Source organism: Streptomyces smaragdinus, from assembly GCF_009604385.1.
Classification (GTDB): domain Bacteria; phylum Actinomycetota; class Actinomycetes; order Streptomycetales; family Streptomycetaceae; genus Streptomyces; species Streptomyces smaragdinus.
Genome location: NZ_WEGJ01000008.1, coordinates 37,925 through 53,774, shown reverse-complemented (window position 1 = coordinate 53,774; position 15,850 = coordinate 37,925). Strand labels below are relative to the sequence as shown.

The following is a 15,850-nucleotide window of genomic DNA, read 5'->3' as shown; positions in this document are numbered from 1 at the left end:
AAATCGCTCAGCCGCTCAGCCGCACCGGCATGATCAGGTACTTGTACGCGTCGTCCGCCTCCGCGTCGACCGCCGGGCGGCCGCTCAGCAGCGCCGGCTTCGTCGACGTCGTGAAGCTCAGCTGCGCCACCGGGGAGTCGATCGCGCTCAGGCCGTCCAGCAGGAACGTCGGGTTGAAGGCGATCGAGATGTCGTCGCCCTCCAGCGTCGCGTCCACCCGCTCCACAGCCTGTGCGTCGTCGCTGGAACCCGCCTCCAGCGTCAGCACACCCTGCTCGAACGACAGCCGCACCGGGGTGTTCCGCTCGGCCACCAGCGCCACACGCTTCACGGCCTCCACGAACGGCGCCGTCTCGATCACCGCGACCGAGTTGAACTCCGTCGGGAACAGCGTCCGGTACTTCGGCAGATCGCCCTCGAGCAGCCGCGTCGTCGTCCGCCGCCCGGCACCCTCGAAGCCGATCAGCCCCTCGCCCTTGCCCGAGCCGGACAGCGCCAGCGACACCGTGTCTCCGCTGGTCAGCGACTTGGCCGTGTCCAGCAGCGTCTTCGCCGGGACCAGCGCCACCGCGGACGTGTCGGCCGTCTCCGGCTTCCACAGGAACTCGCGGACCGCGAAGCGGTACCGGTCCGTGGACGCCAGCGTCACCGTGTCGCCCTCGATCTCGATCCGCACACCGGTCAGCACCGGCAGCGTGTCGTCCCGCCCCGCGGCAATGGCCACCTGGGCCACGGCGGAGGCGAAGACCTCACCGGGAACGGTGCCGGTCGCCGTCGGCATCTCGGGGAGCGCCGGGTACTCCTCCACAGGAAGGGTGTGGAGTGTGAATCGCGAGCTGCCGCACACGACCGTCGCCCGCACCCCGTCGGTGGAGATCTCCACCGGCCTGTTGGGAAGCGCGCGGGAGATGTCGGCGAGCAGCCGCCCGGAGACGAGGACCGTCCCGTCCTCCTCCACGTCCGCCTCGACCGAGACCCGGGCCGACACCTCGTAGTCGAAGCCGGAGAGGCTCAGCAGCCCGTCCTCGGCCTTCAGCAGCAGGCCCGCCAGGACCGGCACCGGGGGGCGGGCCGGCAGGCTGCGCGCCGCCCAGGCCACCGCCTCCGCGAGTACGTCGCGCTCCACCCGGATCTTCACCGAGACCGCCTCCTGCTGTTGCCGGCACTTCTGTCTGCAGGGGACCAGTCTGACGTACGGGACCGACAGCGCGGGCGGGGTCGGGCGTCAACGTCCCTCCGGCCCGCTCGGTGCCGTCCCGCCGAGTTGTGCACAGCACCGACTTCGAACCAGGCCTCGAGCTAGACAACTGTAGAAGTAGTAGTAGGTGTTGTGGAAACCGTGGAAAACCTCGTTTGCGCAGCTCAGAGGCGGTTTTTTACCCACAGCACCTGTGGAGGTCACCGGTGGACAACCGGGGGTTTCTGTGGACGGGCCGGATTCATGCACAGCTCATCCCCAGCCGGGGCCCTCTTCCCCACAGATCCGTCCCCAGATTTACCCCGTCTTCCCACAGGCCAACCCACCCCCTTGGTGTGACGCCTTTCACACGTACCGGTGAAGGGGCGCGTTGGGTTGCCGAACAGTGGAGAACTCTGTGGACGGGCTGTGTACAGAAACGGTTCGGCTGTGGGTGGGGGCGGGTGGGCGGTGGACAAGACGGGACGGGCGATCCGGCGCCGGATCTTCGTCCCCAGTCTGTGGACAGCCGTTGACCACAATTCCACACCCCACTGAACTGGATCTTCATCGAGTTATCCCCCGCCTGTCCACACCTTGAGAGCCGCGGGGTGGACAACATACGGCTTCCCCAGGGTGTGGACGCGGCATCTGCCGCCGATCTGTGGAGAAGTGGGCTTCCGGCCCCGGCATTCGAACAACGAAGAGGCCCGCAGGAGTTCGAACTCCTGCGGGCCTCGGGTGTCGGAGGGGCCGGGCGGGCCGCGCCTCAGCTGTTCTTGATGCGGTTCGTGAGCTCGGTGACCTGGTTGTAGATGGACCGCCGCTCCGCCATCAGCGCCCGGATCTTCCGGTCCGCGTGCATCACGGTCGTATGGTCGCGGCCGCCGAACTGGGCGCCGATCTTCGGCAGCGAGAGGTCCGTGAGCTCTCGGCACAGATACATGGCGATCTGCCGCGCCGTCACCAGCACCCGGCTGCGGGAGGAGCCGCACAGGTCCTCCACGGTCAGGCCGAAGTAGTCGGCGGTGGCCGCCATGATCGCCTGCGCGGTGATCTCCGGAGCCGCGTCCTCGCCGCCGGGGATCAGATCCTTCAGCACGATCTCCGTCAGCCCCAGGTCGACGGGCTGGCGGTTGAGGGAGGCGAACGCCGTGACGCGGATGAGCGCGCCCTCCAGCTCACGGATGTTGCGCGAGATCCGCGAGGCGATGAACTCCAGCACCTCGGGCGGCGCGTTCAGCTGCTCCTGCACGGCCTTCTTGCGCAGGATCGCGATCCGCGTCTCGAGCTCCGGCGGCTGGACGTCCGTGATCAGACCCCACTCGAAGCGGTTGCGCAGCCTGTCCTCGAGCGTGACGAGCTGCTTGGGCGGCCGGTCACTGGACAGGACGATCTGCTTGTTCGCGTTGTGCAGGGTGTTGAACGTGTGGAAGAACTCCTCCTGCGTCGACTCCTTGGACGCCAGGAACTGGACGTCGTCGACGAGCAGGATGTCCATGTCGCGGTAGCGCCTGCGGAAGGTGTCCGCCTTGCCGTCGCGGATGGAGTTGATGAACTCGTTCGTGAACTCCTCGGAGCTCACGTAGCGCACCCGGGTCCCTGGGTAGAGGCTGCGGGCGTAGTGGCCGATGGCGTGCAGCAGGTGCGTCTTGCCGAGGCCGGACTCGCCGTAGATGAAGAGCGGGTTGTACGCCTTGGCCGGCGCCTCGGCGACGGCCACCGCGGCGGCGTGCGCGAAGCGGTTGGAGGCGCCGATGACGAAGGTGTCGAAGAGGTACTTCGGGTTCAGCCGGGCCGTGGGCTCGCCGGGGCCGGTGGCCGGGGCGGGCTGGGCCGCGAGCGGGCCGGGGGCGCCGCTGGGCGCCGGCAGCTCGGGGCTCGGCATGGGGGCCGGCAGCTGGGCGCGGCCGGGGGCCTGGACCGGGGGGTGGAGCTGGGGGGTGGCGTACGGGTCGTGGCCGGCCGGCTGCGCGTCGTAGTCGCGGCCGTAGCCCGGGGGCATCGGCGTGCGGGGCCAGGCGCCGGGCGGCTCGTGCCGGGGGCGGCTGTACTCCGGGTACACGGGGCGGGCGGCGGGGAGCTCGTACGCGTCGTACGCGGGCTCGGGGACGCCGTGCGGTCCGCGGCGGTCCTGGGGCTGGGGCGGCGGGAGCTGCTGGTGCGGCTGTGCCTGCGGGGGTACGGAGTGGGCCGTGGGGCCGGTGGGGCCGGCCGGGCCCGGGTGGCCGGCGGGGGGTGCGGCGGGAGTGGGCCTGGGGTCGGGCTCCGTGGGGCTGACGGTGATCGCCAGGCCGATGGGCTGGCCGCAGGCGCGGCTGAGCGCGTCGCTGATCGCGGGGGCGAGTCTGCCCTCCACGACACCCTTGGCGTATTCGTTGGGGACGGCGATCACGGCCGTACCGGCCACCAGGACGAGGGGCTGGCAGTCGCGCAGCCAGCGCTGGTCCTGCGGCTTGACATCCTGGCCGCCGGTGAGGAGCTCGTCGAGGACGCGTGGCCACACTGCGGCGAGATCTGCAGGTAGGTCAGCCACAGGGCACTCTCACTCACTCACTCGCTCGGTCAGGGCGGCGCCCGAACGCGGGCGGGGAAAATGCCACGGTAGCTACCATCTGGGCCCCCGTTCAAGTTGTTGTCCACAGGGGTGTGTACGAAAGTGGGTGGCGGTGGCCCGGCGGGGGTGGGGACGCGTCTCCGGTTTGACCGGATGGTGCTGTCGCACGTACCGTATCGAGGTCGAGTTGTCGACGGCTGCTGCCGCCTGCCTCCGAAGGGCCGGCGCCGCGGTGGGATCACTGGACCGGCGTATTGCGAGCTACTCGTGGGCGCACGGTGACAGCCGTTGACGGTCAGCCCCTCTGTCTCGTCACGCGGCGAGATCCGAAGCTTTGTGGAGCCCCCGAGTGAGCAAGCGCACTTTCCAGCCGAACAACCGCAAGCGTGCCAAGACCCACGGCTTCCGGCTGCGGATGCGTACCCGTGCCGGCCGCGCCGTTCTGGCGAACCGCCGCAGCAAGGGTCGCGCCCGCCTGTCCGCCTGACCTGATTCCAGTGGTCTCATCGTGCTGCCTTACCAGCATCGGCTGAGGCGGCGCGAGGACTTCGCGACCGCGGTACGACGGGGTCGTCGGGCCGGGCGCCCGACTCTCGTCGTCCATCTGAACAGCGGCAACGGCCCGCATGCTCCCGGGGAGAACGCTCCCGCGGCGCGTGCGGGTTTCGTCGTGAGCAAGGCCGTCGGGTCCGCCGTGGAGCGGAATCTGGTCAAGCGTCGTCTTCGTCACCTCATGCGGGACCGGGTCGCGGGGCTGCCCCCCGGTAGCCTGGTGGTCGTACGCGCGCTGCCGGGCGCCGCGCAGGCCGGTTTCGACCGGCTGAGCGGTGATCTGGATGCGGCGCTGCGGCGACTGAGCGACTCCTCCCCCCGGAAGAAGGCGCCGCTGTGAAGTATCCGCTGCTGTGGTTGATCAAGTTGTACCAGTGGACCATCAGCCCGCTGCTGGGCCCGGTCTGCAAGTACTACCCGTCGTGTTCGCACTACGGGTACGAGTCGATCCGCGTGCACGGTGCGCTGAAAGGCACGGCCCTGACTGCTTGGCGCATTCTGCGCTGCAATCCGTGGTCGCTCGGCGGAGTCGATCATGTCCCGCCCCGCAAGCATCCGGTCTGGCACCAGCGTCTGCGTCTTCGGATCAGCAGCCGTGGGGGCGAGACGACGTCTGAGCCCAACGCCCAAGGAGCCTGATTCGTGGACACGGTCCTCAACCCCTTGTATATCGGAGTGTCCTGGATCATTGTCCAGTTCCACCATCTGTTCAGCCTCGTGTTTCCCGAGGACAGCGGGTGGGCCTGGGGCCTGTCGATCGTGGCGCTCGTGGTGGTCATCCGGATCGCCCTGATCCCGCTCTTCGTGAAGCAGATCAAGGCGACGCGGAACATGCAGATCCTGCAGCCGAAGATGAAGGCGATCCAGGAGCGCTACAAGAACGACAAGCAGCGCCAGTCCGAAGAGATGATGAAGCTCTACAAGGACACGGGTACGAACCCGCTGTCGAGCTGTCTTCCGATCCTCGCGCAGTCGCCGTTCTTCATCGCGCTGTTCCGGGTGCTGAGCAAGGTCGCCAGCAACCACGAGGTCGGCGTCCTGACGCAGACCCAGGTCGAGCAGATGCGGGCTGCGCACATCTTCGGCGCCCCGATCGCGGCGAAGTTCATGGACAGCGCCGCCAAGGTGGAGGAGCTGGGCTCCTCGCTGACGGACGTGCGGATCGTCACCGCGGTCATGATCGTGCTGATGTCGGCCTCGCAGTTCTTCACGCAGCGCCAGCTGATGACGAAGAACGTGGACCTGACGGTCAAGACGCCATTCATGCAGCAGCAGAAGCTGCTGATGTATGTGTTCCCGATCATGTTCGCCGTCTTCGGCATCAACTTCCCGGTCGGTGTCCTGGTGTACTGGCTGACCACCAACGTGTGGACCATGGGCCAGCAGATGTACGTCATCGAGCGCAACCCCACCCCGGGCAGCAAGGCGCAGGCGAAGATGCTGGGCAAGCTGCAGACCACGGTGCTGCGGCACGAGAAGACCAGCACACGGCGCGAGAAGGCCATCGTCCGGGGCATCGCGGCCAAGAACAGCCGGGACCGCAACGACGCCGAGCGCAAGTTCGTGAACGGGCTGAACCTGGCCGGTCTGGTGGCGCTGGAGGACGGCACCGTGGAGAAGGGCGAGGTCAAGCCCGAGGCCACGATCGTCGAGGGCGGCACGACCCGCCGTCAGCAGCCGAAGCGGCAGACCAAGGCGCAGCGCCAGGCCGCGGCCAAGCAGGACGCGGAGACCACGGACGCCGCGGACGCGGCCGGCGACTCGTCGCCGGAGCCCGAGGACGCCAAGCCGTCCATGCAGAAGAAGCCCCAGCCGGCGAGTGGCCAGGGCGGCCAGGGAGGCCGTTCGCGGGCCACCGGCAACCCCCGTTCCGCCGGCTCCGGGAAGCGCAAGGGTGGCGGTCAGCGCCCCAAGCACCCGTCGTCGAAGAAGTAAGAAGGAGTCACGACGTGACGGAAACCGCTGAGGCGGCTGTGGCCGCCGAGGAGACGGACGCGCTGTCCCGCCTCGAGCAGGAGGGCGAGATCGCCGCCGACTATCTCGAGGGTCTGCTGGACATCGCGGATCTCGACGGCGACATCGATATGGATGTGGAGGGCGACCGTGCCTCCGTGTCGATCATCAGCGAGGGCGAGAGCCGGGAGCTGCAGAAGCTGGTCGGCCGCGACGGTGAGGTGCTGGAGGCGCTCCAGGAGCTGACCCGGCTGGCCGTGCACCGGGAGACGGGTGACCGCAGCCGGCTGATGCTGGACATCGCCGGTCACCGGGCCCGTAAGCGCGGGCAGTTGGTGGAGATCGGCAACAAGGCGGTCGAGGAGGTCAAGGAGAGCGGCGAGCCCGTCAAGCTGCACCCGATGACCCCCTTCGAGCGCAAGGTGGTCCATGACGCGGTGAAGGCCGCGGGGCTGCGCAGTGAGTCGGAGGGCGAGGAGCCCGAGCGCTGTGTGGTCGTGCTGCCGGCCTGACGAAGGTGCGGTGGCGGGCCTGCTTGCCCGTGTGTGTGGTCCGGCCCCGTCTGCCTCGCAGACGGGGCCGGTTCTTGTCAGTCTGAAAGCGCCATCCAGTTCGACCCAGGAGAGGACAGTGCCGTGACGGAGTCAGCGGAGCTTCCCGCCGCGCCCAAGGCGGCGGAGAAGGTGTTCGGCGAGCGGCTGCCGGACGCGGTGCGGTACGCGGAGCTGCTGGCCGACGCCGGGGTACGGCGGGGGCTGATCGGTCCGCGTGAGGTGCCCCGGCTCTGGGAGCGGCATCTGCTGAACTGCGCGGTGCTGTCCGAGGTGGTGCCGGAGGGCGTCACGGTGTGCGACGTGGGGTCTGGGGCGGGGCTGCCGGGGATTCCGCTGGCGCTGGTCCGGCCCGATCTGCGGATCACGCTGCTGGAGCCGCTGCTGCGCCGGACGAACTTCCTCCAGGAGGTCGTGGAGCTGCTGGGGCTGGACCATGTGACGGTGGTGCGGGGCCGGGCCGAGGAGGTCCTGGGGACGTTGCAGCCGGTGCATGTGGTGACGGCGCGGGCCGTGGCGCCGCTGGAGCGGCTGGCGGGGTGGGGAGTGCCGCTGCTGCGGCCGTACGGGGAGATGCTGGCGCTGAAGGGCGATACGGCGCAGGAGGAGCTGCAGGCGTCGAGGTCGGCGCTGAGCAAGCTGGGCGTGGTGGAGACGTCGGTGCTGCAGGTGGGCGCCGGGGTCGTGGATCCGCTGTCCACGGTGGTGCGGGCGGTGGTGGGCGAGAGCCCGGGCGGGGTGCGGTTCGCGGCGAAGCGGGCCCGGGCGGCGCGTAAGTCGTCGAAGACCCGAGGGCGCCGGCGCTGACTCCTGCCTTGCTCCATTAAGGACGCAATTCCTGTGCTGCGGAGTGTCGGATCCCGCCCTGATCCGACACCCGGCCATCGTGTTTCACGTGAAACGTCGCTCATTGCTTCCAGGCATCCTGAACCGGACCCGTGAGGCTGCGGAGGGTCGCAGGGCCTCAAGTGACCGAGATTCATCCACAGGAGAACGGGGCTCGCTGGTACGCAAACCCCTCGGCATGGCAGGCTCTGTTTATTGCGAGTCTGAAGTCGAGGAGAGTGAATCCTTGCGGTCCGATGCCAACGTCGCGGGACCGATGGCCGACCCGGTCCCCGGTCCCCGTTCTGAGGATGTTTCACGTGAAACACCTCCCCCCATGGACGACACTCCCATCGGCCGTGCCGCTCAGCTTGCCGTCGAGGCGCTGGGCCGGGCGGGCCAGGGCCTGCCGCGCCCCGAGCAGACCCGGGTGATCGTCGTCGCCAACCAGAAGGGCGGTGTGGGGAAGACCACCACCACGGTCAATCTGGCCGCGTCGCTGGCCCTGCACGGGGCCCGGGTGATGGTCGTCGACCTCGATCCCCAGGGCAACGCCTCCACCGCGCTCGGGATCGACCACCACTCGGACGTGCCGTCGATCTACGACGTCCTCGTGGACGGCAAGCCCCTGTCGGACGTGGTGCAGCCCGTCACGGACGTCGAGGGCCTCTTCTGTGCCCCGGCGACCATCGATCTGGCCGGTGCGGAGATCGAGCTGGTGTCGCTGGTGGCCCGGGAGAGCCGGCTGCGCCGCGCCATCGACGCGTACGAGCAGCCCCTGGACTACATCTTCGTGGACTGCCCGCCCTCACTCGGCCTGCTCACCGTGAACGCGATGGTGGCGGGCGCCGAGGTCCTGATCCCGATCCAGTGCGAGTACTACGCGCTGGAGGGGCTGGGCCAGCTGCTGCGCAACGTCGATCTGGTCCGCGGTCATCTCAACCCGCGGATCAAGGTCTCGACGATCCTCCTCACCATGTACGACGGCCGGACCCGGCTCGCCTCGCAGGTGGCCGACGAGGTCCGCAGCCACTTCGCCGAGGAGGTGCTGCGCACCAGCATTCCGCGGTCGGTGCGGATCTCCGAGGCGCCGAGCTACGGGCAGACGGTTCTGACGTACGATCCGGGTTCCAGCGGCTCGCTCTCCTATCTGGAGGCGGCCCGGGAGATCGCGCTTCGCGGGGCCGGGACGGACATGGCCGACAGCAACAGCAGTGACGGAGGGGCTCAGTGAGTGGACAACGCAGAGGGCTGGGCCGCGGGCTCGGGGCACTGATCCCGGCGGCTCCGGCGGCGCCGGACAACGGCCCGCTGGTGGGCGGCGCGACCACCTCGCCCGGTGCGGTTCCGGTCATAGTGTCGGAGCGGGACATCCCGAGTTCCTTCGAGGGGCCGGAGACCGTCGATCACGAGTATTCCGAGCCGGTGCGGCTCGACGAGGTGGCCGGTGCGCACTTCGCCGAGCTGCCCCTGGACTCCATCACGCCGAACCCGCATCAGCCGCGTGACGTGTTCGACGAGGAGGCCCTGGCCGAGCTGGTCACCTCCATCCAGGAGGTCGGCCTGCTGCAGCCGGTCGTGGTGCGTCAGGTCGGTCCCGAGCGCTACGAGCTCATCATGGGCGAGCGCCGGTGGCGGGCCTGCCGGGAGGCCGGGCTGGCGCGGATCCCCGCGATCGTCCGGGACACCGACGACGACAAGATGCTGCTGGACGCTCTGCTGGAGAACCTCCACCGGGCCCAGCTGAATCCGCTGGAGGAGGCGAACGCCTACGACCAGCTGCTGCGGGAGTTCGGCTGCACCCACAACGAACTCGCCGACCGGATCGGCCGGTCCCGCCCCCAGGTGTCGAACACCCTGCGGCTGCTGACGCTGCCGCCGAAGGTGCAGGACCGGGTGGCCGCGGGCATCCTCTCCGCCGGCCACGCCCGTGCGCTCGTGTCGCTGGACGACCCGGAGGAGCAGGACCGCCTCGCCCGCCGCATCGTGGCCGAGGGGCTGTCGGTGCGGGGCGTCGAGGAGATCGTCAAGATCATGGACACGCTGCCCAAGTCCGCCGCGCGGGCGAAGGCGCCGCGGGCCGGCAGCCGGATGGCGCCGGCGCTCACCGATCTCGCGTCGCGGCTCTCGGACCGGTTCGAGACCCGGGTGAAGGTCGATCTGGGCCAGCGCAAGGGCAAGATCGTCGTCGAGTTCGCGTCGATAGAGGATCTGGAGCGCATCCTCGGCACCCTCGCCCCCGGCGAGGGGAAGGTCCTGGAGCGCAGTCTCGCCGCGGCCGACGACGACGAGGACGACGAGTGAGGTACTGATCTGCCGGGGGGCGGAAGCGGGCGGGCCGTGATTCTCACGGCCCGCTCTGTGCTGTCCGGGTACGATGCCCTTACGTATGGGAGAGGGGCGGCCATGCGACGACCGGCCGGCAGAACCCGTCGCGTTCGCCGGGAACGAGAGGGCTCCATGGGGCGAAAGCTCGTACCGCTCACACTCGACAACCTCCCGGACCTTCCGGGGCCGTGCCGGTCGTGTGTCTTCTGGGAACTCGATCCGGTCCGTGGGGACGCTGCGGTGAAGGCGGGGCGGGCGGAGTCGGAGAAGGAGTCGTGGATCTCCGGCGTACTGCTGGAGTGGGGCTCCTGCGGTCGCGTCGTCTACGTCGACGACGTACCGGCGGGCTTCGTGATGTACGCGCCTCCGGCCTACGTTCCCCGCTCGACGGCGTTCCCGACCAGTCCCGTCTCCTCCGACGCGGTCCAGCTGATGACGGCCCGGCTCGGTCCCCGGTTCCAGGGGCAGGGGCTGGGGCGGGTGATGGTCCAGACGGTCGCCAAGGATCTGCTGCGCCGGGGGGTGAAGGCGATCGAGGCGTTCGGTGACGCCCGGTGGACCGAGCCGGCCTGTGTACTGCCGGCGGAGCATCTTCTGGCGGTCGGCTTCAAGACGGTCCGCCAGCATCCCCGCTATCCCCGGCTCCGGCTGGAGCTGCGGTCCACGCTGTCCTGGCGGGAGGACATGGAGATGGCGCTCGACAAGCTCCTGGGGGCGGTCCAGAAGGACCCGGTGCTGCGGCCCCTGTAACTGCCCCGGATACGACGATGCCCGCCCCGGAGAGGAGGGGCGGGCATCGGTGTTTCACGTGAAACGGGAGCCGGGCGTCACGCCTTGGTGGCGATGAACTCCGCGAGGTCGCGCTCCAGCGCCGCCTTCGGCTTGGCGCCGACGATGGTCTTCACCACGTCACCGCCCTGGTACACGTTCATCGTCGGGATCGACATGATGCCGTACTTGGCGGCCGTCGCCGGGTTCTCGTCGATGTTGAGCTTCACGACGGTGAGCTTCTCGCCGTTCTCCGCGGCGATCGCCTCGAGCGACGGGGCGATCATGCGGCACGGGCCGCACCACTCGGCCCAGAAGTCGACCAGGACAGGCTTGTCGCTCTTGAGGACCTTCTCCTCGAAATCCGCGTCGGTCGCGGTCACCGTGGCACCGGCCATGGTGGTCTCCTTTGCCTCGTTGTGCGGGGGGTGGGTGGTCTGGGTCAGACGGCGGTGGCGGCCGTCTTCTCCGGCTCTGCGGTCTTCTCGCTGTCCGCGAGGGCGGCGAGGAAGCGCTCGGCGTCCAGGGCGGCGGAGCAGCCCGTGCCGGCCGCCGTGATCGCCTGACGGTAGGTGTGGTCCACGACGTCGCCGGCACCGAAGACGCCGGTGAGGTTGGTCCGGGTGTTCGGCGCGTCCACGGTCAGATAGCCCTCGCCGTCCAGCTTCAGCTGGTCCTTGAAGAGCTCCGTCCGCGGGTCGTGGCCGATCGCGATGAACAGTCCGGTGACGGGCAGCCGGGAGGTCTCCCCCGTCTTCACGTTCCGCAGGGTGACACCGGAGAGCTTGACGTCGCCGTGGATCTCGGTGACCTCGCTGTCCCAGACGAACGAGATCTTCGGGTCGGCGAAGGCGCGCTCCTGCATCGCCTTGGAGGCACGCAGCGCGTCCCGGCGGTGCACGATCGTCACGGACTTGGCGAAGCGGGAGAGGAAGGTCGCCTCCTCGATCGCCGTGTCACCGCCGCCGACGACCACGATGTCGTGCTCCTTGAAGAAGAAGCCGTCACAGGTGGCACACCAGGAGATGCCGCGGCCGGACAGCTCGTCCTCGCGGGGCAGCCCGAGCTTGCGGTGCTGGGAGCCCGTCGCGACGATCACGGCCTTCGCGCGGTGCACGGTCCCGGCCGTGTCGGTGACGGTCTTGATGTCACCGGTGAGGTCCACGGAGATGATGTCGTCCGGGACCAGCTCGGCGCCGAAGCGCTCCGCCTGGGCCCGCATGTTGTCCATCAGGTCGGGGCCCATGATGCCGTCGCGGTAACCGGGGAAGTTCTCCACCTCGGTGGTGTTCATCAGCGCACCACCGGCTGTCACGGCGCCCTCGAAGACCAGCGGCTTCAGGGAAGCGCGGGCCGTGTACAGCGCGGCCGTGTAGCCCGCGGGCCCAGAGCCGATGATGATCACGTTACGGACGTCGCTCACGGGATACTTCCTTGTCTCATGCCGACTGCGTACCTAGTGGCGCCGGCCCCCCGGGAGGGGGCCTGTCACACCACCTAACGGATCCTACGGGCCCGGCATTCCCGATACCCGATGGCACGGCTGCCCGCCCCCGGGAAGGGCTCGTGCCGTGGCTCGCGGGGGCCGGCAGAGGGCTTACGGGCGGGGGTAGCGGTCCCGCAGCAGCAGCTCCGCCCTGCGGTCGCTGTCCGTGTCGCACCGCAGATCGACGACGTAGGCGTCGACGTACGCGGGATCGTCGGGGTCGGTGAAGACCAGCAGCAGGGCCTCGTCGCCCCGGACGGTCTCCCGCTCGACGGCGATCGGGTCGCCCGTGGCGTCCACGGCCTGCCGGACGCACGACGGTACGCGCACGGGGGTGCCCGCGGCCGGGGCTCCCTGCGTTTCCTGTGCCCGTGGTGAATCCGGGGAGAGCGGCTCCGTGTCCCCCTTCTTCATCGTGTCCGGTGCGCTGGAGTAGCCATGGGCGCCGCCCGTGCTCAGCAGCTCGTGGACGCGGCCCCCGAGGGTCTCCTGATTGAGTTCCGTCCCCGACTGGGACTGGGGTCCGGTTTTCTCGCCGGCGGCCGAGTCCTGGCTCACCGCGGCGTCCTTCGAGCCGTCCGAGGGGGAGAGGGAGAGCTGGGCCAGGAACACGAGCGAGCCGAGGAGGGCGATGCCCAGGGACGCGCCGACGAGTACGCGGCCCAGCCGGCGCCGGCGTGGACGGCCGGGGCCGGTGGAGCCGGGCGCGTGACCGAACGGGCGGGAGGGTGCGCCGGGCGTGGTTTCACGTGAAACGGCGGATCCGGGAGTCGCGGCTGTCGCGGTTTCACGTGAAACACCGGGCGTGGTTTCACGTGAAACCGGCATCGGCTCGGCGGCCAGCGCCGCGTCGATCCGGGCGGCGATGTCGTCGGGGATGGTGATGTCGGGTGCGGGCGGGAGCTCGCCGAGCTCGCCCAGCATCGAGCCGATCTCGTCCAGCGACAGCCGGATGTCGGTGCAGAGTCCGCAGTGCTCCAGATGTGCCTCGACGGTGGCGGCAGGCTGCGGCTCGAGGAGGCCCTCGGCGTAGTCGGCGATCGCCTCGACGTCAGGGTGCCAGCCGGTGACGGAGGTCTGCTTCTCCGGCGTCATGCGATGTCACCTCCGCCCTTCCTGGTGCCTGCCTCATGGGTGGTGTCCGCGCTGCCCGCCGTCTGTGGGACGGACGGGGCGCCGTCCGGGTTCCTGCGCGGGCCTGGTGGGCCCGGCGGATTCGGGGGATCGGACGGGTTCGGCGGACGGAGATGCGTGACGAGGGGCAGCAGCCGGGCCCGGCCGCGGGCGCAGCGGCTCTTCACCGTACCCACGGGGGCGCCCAGGATCGCGGCGGCCTCGGCGACCGGGTAGCCCTGCATGTCGACCAGGATCAGCGCCGCCCGCTGCTCTGAGGGGAGCGTGGCGAGGGCGGCGAACAGCTCGCGGTGCAGATCGAGGCGCTCGGCGGGGGCGGCGGCGGATTCCGCGGGCTCCAGCAGCTGCTCGAAGCGCTCGGTGTCCGCGACGGGGGAGGTGCGCCGGGTGGCGGCCTTGCGGACGCGGTCCAGGCAGGCGTTCACCGTGATGCGGTGCAGCCAGGTCGTGACGGCGGACTGGCCGCGGAAGGTGTGGGCGGCGCGGAAGGCGGAGACGAGGGCGTCCTGGAGGGCGTCGGCCGCCTCCTCCCTGTCCCCCAGGGTGCGCAGGGCCACCGCCCAGAGACGGTCGCGGTGGCGTCTGACGATTTCCGCGAAGGCGTCCGGGTCGCCCGCGACGTGGCGGGCGATCAGCTCCCGGTCGTCGGTGACGTCGTTGCCCGGCTGCTCCAAGGCCCGCCCCCTCCCCAGGTGGTCGCTGTGACTCCCGAGCCGGCGTCCTCGTTCAGCTCGTGACGGAGATCTCCGAGATCTTGCCACGGAACTGCCCGTCCGTTCCCATGGGCAGCTCCGTGAGCCACACCAGAACGTACCTTGTGATCACCGGCTTCTTCGGCTTCAGCGTCAGATCGTTGCCTTTGCCGGTGTCGAACTGCGCGAAGCCCGACAGGTCGCCGGGCATCGCGGTGGTGGCACGGGGAGCGGCCATGGCCGCGACGGCGGTGTCACCGACGAGGGTGACTTTCACGCCGCCGACCTGCCGGGCCTTGCCGAGGTCGAGGATGAGGCCGATGCCGGACTTCAGATTGCCGAACCGGCTGTTCGTGTACCACTGGCTGTTCCAGAACGTGGCGGCGTTACCGTCGTACGCCTTGGGCACGGAGCTCGGCGTCTCCTCGCCGTTGCCGAGCGGGTCGAAGTCCCGTACCGCGCTGATCGTGACCGGCTTGCCCCCGGCGGGCGCGGGCGGGTGCCGGACGGACGACCGCTGCTGGTCCCCGGCGTTGTCGTCGGACTGGGAGCCGCGGTTCATCAGGGTGTCGGCCAGCTGCCAGCTGCCCAGGGCCAGCGCGGCGATCAGCAGCGCGGACACGCTCCACTTCAGCGCCTTGCCGGTACGGCCCGGCAGCGTCGGCGTGGCGACGGTCGGCGCCGGGGCACCGGGGTGGGCCGGCCGGTACGGGGCGGCGCGGAAGGCCTCGGGCGCGGTGTACGCCGGCTCCGGCGGGCGGATGCGGGGAAGCTTCGCCACCGCGGCGGAGAGCTCCTCGGGGGTGGTGCACGGCGGCTCGAGGCGGGTGGGGGTGGCGCCGTCGTTCACCAGCGCCCGCATGGCGAGCTCGGAGAGCCCGCGGTGCACTCCGGCGCGCACCTGGTCGGGGGCGGGGAGGCTGCTGCCCTTGCTGCCCTTGGGCAGGCCCTGCAGGCCGTACGCGTCCTCCTCGTACGGCCAGCGGGCCGTGAGGGACGCGTACAGCAGGGCGCCGACGGCCTCGGTGTCCGTGCGCTGCGGGCGCTCGGCGCTGATGCCGCGCAGCGCCGCCTGTACGGCGAGGCCGCGGATGCGGTACTGGCCGCTGGAGGTGCGCAGCACGGCGGACGGGGACAGGCACAGGTGCGCCAGGCCCTCGCGGTGGGCGGCGGTCATCGCCTGGGAGACCTGCTGGACGAGCTGGTAGGCCTCGTGCGCCTCGAGGGGCTGGCCGCCCGCGAGGAGCGTGCTCAGCTCGACGGCGTCGGGCAGCCACTCGTGGACGACGTAGGAGAGCTCGTCCTCGGCGATCGCGTCGAGGACCTGGACGAAGCGAGGGTCACCCAGCAGGGCGGAGGAGCGGGCGGCGGCCAGCACCGGGGTGGCGCGGTCATGCCCGGCCGGCAGGACGTGGATGCCGACCGCGCGGCGCAGCTTCTCGTCGACGGCGCGCCAGCTGCTGAAGCCGTCGAGTTTGGTGAGGCACTCCTCCAGCCGGTAGCGCCCGGCCAGCTTGTGCCCGCTGTGCAGCTCGGGCGGTGCGGGGACGGCCTTCGGGGCGTCTTCGGCGGGCGCCTCGTCGGTGGCCGTCTCGTCGGTGGGGGTCTCGTCCGGCGGGGTCGTGTCCGCCGGGGTGTCGTCCGCGGTCTTCGTATCCGTACCGGCCGCGGTCGTCCCAGCCTCCGCGGCGGCCGGCGTGCCGGGCGCCCGCTCGTCCCGCGTCGTGCCTTCCGCGTCGTTGGGGTCGTCCGCCGAGGAGACGGCCGCCGTGCTCCGTTCCGACACCGTCGTTCCTGCCTCCCCAGTCGTTGTCCGCACCGGCCCCA

At 70.3% G+C, this 15,850-nt stretch carries 16 protein-coding genes; 9 read left to right on the top strand and 7 right to left on the bottom strand.

Annotation, left to right across the window (positions count from 1 at the left end; genetic code table 11):
* Positions 1-7: 7 nt before the first annotated feature.
* Together dnaN and dnaA are read right to left on the bottom strand one after the other, a co-directional pair.
* Positions 8-1,138 (bottom strand): DNA polymerase III subunit beta, encoded by a 1,131-nt coding sequence (gene dnaN / locus SRB5_RS14100; protein WP_323377891.1) that lies wholly within the window; start codon positions 1,136-1,138, stop codon positions 8-10.
* An 808-nt stretch (positions 1,139-1,946) separates the two neighbouring features.
* Positions 1,947-3,713, bottom strand: a complete 1,767-nt coding sequence (gene dnaA, locus SRB5_RS14095; RefSeq protein WP_323377890.1) for a chromosomal replication initiator protein DnaA — start codon at positions 3,711-3,713, stop codon at positions 1,947-1,949.
* Between the two features lie 370 nt (positions 3,714-4,083).
* Here dnaA and rpmH point away from each other — a divergent pair, with 370 nt between their 5' ends.
* The 9 genes from rpmH (at position 4,084) to SRB5_RS14050 (ending at position 10,693) form a co-directional block, all read left to right on the top strand.
* Complete coding sequence (gene rpmH, locus SRB5_RS14090) at positions 4,084-4,221, top strand: 50S ribosomal protein L34 (RefSeq protein ID WP_323377889.1); 138 nt, start codon at positions 4,084-4,086, stop codon at positions 4,219-4,221.
* Between the two features lie 21 nt (positions 4,222-4,242).
* Positions 4,243-4,626 (top strand): ribonuclease P protein component, encoded by a 384-nt coding sequence (rnpA, locus tag SRB5_RS14085; protein WP_323377888.1) that lies wholly within the window; start codon positions 4,243-4,245, stop codon positions 4,624-4,626.
* Positions 4,623-4,925: a membrane protein insertion efficiency factor YidD gene (gene yidD / locus SRB5_RS14080; RefSeq protein WP_323377887.1), complete on the top strand. Its 303-nt coding sequence runs from the start codon at positions 4,623-4,625 to the stop codon at positions 4,923-4,925. Before rnpA ends, yidD begins: the two co-directional genes overlap by 4 nt.
* 3 nt (positions 4,926-4,928) lie before the next feature.
* Complete coding sequence (gene yidC, locus SRB5_RS14075; RefSeq protein WP_323377886.1) at positions 4,929-6,221, top strand: membrane protein insertase YidC; 1,293 nt, start codon at positions 4,929-4,931, stop codon at positions 6,219-6,221.
* A 14-nt stretch (positions 6,222-6,235) separates the two neighbouring features.
* A complete protein-coding gene (locus SRB5_RS14070; RefSeq protein WP_323377885.1) occupies positions 6,236-6,751 on the top strand; it encodes a Jag family protein in 516 nt (171 codons plus the stop codon).
* A gap of 123 nt (positions 6,752-6,874) precedes the next feature.
* A complete protein-coding gene (gene rsmG / locus SRB5_RS14065; RefSeq protein WP_323377884.1) occupies positions 6,875-7,597 on the top strand; it encodes a 16S rRNA (guanine(527)-N(7))-methyltransferase RsmG in 723 nt (240 codons plus the stop codon).
* A gap of 217 nt (positions 7,598-7,814) precedes the next feature.
* Positions 7,815-8,849, top strand: a complete 1,035-nt coding sequence (locus SRB5_RS14060) for an AAA family ATPase (protein ID WP_153452292.1) — start codon at positions 7,815-7,817, stop codon at positions 8,847-8,849.
* Positions 8,846-9,919 (top strand): ParB/RepB/Spo0J family partition protein, encoded by a 1,074-nt coding sequence (locus SRB5_RS14055; protein WP_323377883.1) that lies wholly within the window; start codon positions 8,846-8,848, stop codon positions 9,917-9,919. The genes SRB5_RS14060 and SRB5_RS14055 overlap by 4 nt, the downstream gene beginning before the upstream one ends.
* A 156-nt stretch (positions 9,920-10,075) precedes the next feature.
* Positions 10,076-10,693, top strand: coding sequence for a GNAT family N-acetyltransferase (locus SRB5_RS14050; protein WP_153452291.1), 618 nt, complete (start codon positions 10,076-10,078; stop codon positions 10,691-10,693).
* Between the two features lie 77 nt (positions 10,694-10,770).
* Here SRB5_RS14050 and trxA read toward each other — a convergent pair whose 3' ends face one another.
* The 5 genes from trxA to SRB5_RS14025 all read right to left on the bottom strand — a co-directional run bounded on the left by trxA (position 10,771) and on the right by SRB5_RS14025 (position 15,809).
* Positions 10,771-11,109, bottom strand: a complete 339-nt coding sequence (gene trxA / locus SRB5_RS14045; RefSeq protein ID WP_153452290.1) for a thioredoxin — start codon at positions 11,107-11,109, stop codon at positions 10,771-10,773.
* Between the two features lie 44 nt (positions 11,110-11,153).
* Positions 11,154-12,134, bottom strand: a complete 981-nt coding sequence (trxB, locus tag SRB5_RS14040; RefSeq protein WP_323377882.1) for a thioredoxin-disulfide reductase — start codon at positions 12,132-12,134, stop codon at positions 11,154-11,156.
* Positions 12,135-12,308: 174 nt separating this feature from the next.
* A complete protein-coding gene (locus SRB5_RS14035) occupies positions 12,309-13,292 on the bottom strand; it encodes a zf-HC2 domain-containing protein (RefSeq protein ID WP_153452289.1) in 984 nt (327 codons plus the stop codon).
* Positions 13,289-14,005 carry an RNA polymerase sigma factor SigM gene (gene sigM, locus SRB5_RS14030; RefSeq protein ID WP_153452288.1) on the bottom strand — a complete coding sequence of 239 codons (717 nt, stop codon included), beginning with the start codon at positions 14,003-14,005 and terminating at the stop codon, positions 13,289-13,291. Before sigM ends, SRB5_RS14035 begins: the two co-directional genes overlap by 4 nt.
* A 52-nt stretch (positions 14,006-14,057) precedes the next feature.
* On the bottom strand, positions 14,058-15,809 hold the full coding sequence (locus SRB5_RS14025) for a protein kinase family protein (RefSeq protein WP_323377881.1): 1,752 nt from the start codon (positions 15,807-15,809) through the stop codon (positions 14,058-14,060).
* Positions 15,810-15,850 lie beyond the last annotated feature (41 nt).